This is a genomic window from Gluconobacter sp. P1D12_c (assembly GCF_018812105.1).
GTDB lineage: Bacteria > Pseudomonadota > Alphaproteobacteria > Acetobacterales > Acetobacteraceae > Gluconobacter > Gluconobacter oxydans_A.
Genome location: NZ_JACSIQ010000339.1, coordinates 1 through 496, shown reverse-complemented (window position 1 = coordinate 496; position 496 = coordinate 1). Strand labels below are relative to the sequence as shown.

The following is a 496-nucleotide window of genomic DNA, read 5'->3' as shown; positions in this document are numbered from 1 at the left end:
GTCAGTTTCTACACCCACATCTCCGATCAGTATGATCCGTTTTCGACCCGGGTGATTGCGGCGACGGCCGGTGAAGCACCCTATGTTCTGGATGGGCTGCTGTATCATGCCAACGGGCTTTCCATTGAAGAGCATTATACCGACACGGGTGGGGCATCGGATCATGTTTTCGGGCTGATGCCCTTCTTTGGTTATCGATTTGCGCCCAGGATACGGGATCTGAAAGAGCGGAAACTTCACCTGTTTCCAGATCAAAGCCCCGGTGATCTCCTGAGTGGAATGGCCGGTGACCCGATCAATACCGATCATGTTGCGGCCCACTGGGACGACCTGCTGCGTCTGGTCACATCCATTCGGAGTGGAACCGTGACGGCCTCGGCCATGCTGCGGAAGCTCGGATCTTATCCCCGTCAGAATGGTCTGGCTGTGGCCTTGCGTGAAGTTGGCCGGATCGAGCGGTCGGTTTTCATGCTCGACTGGATACAGGATCTGGATT

General features: G+C 55.8%; 1 protein-coding gene. It reads left to right on the top strand.

Annotation, left to right across the window (positions count from 1 at the left end; genetic code table 11):
- Window positions 1–496, top strand: a 496-nt coding sequence (locus tag KP705_RS17070) for a Tn3 family transposase (RefSeq protein ID WP_215765130.1), incomplete at both ends; no start/stop codon positions are given.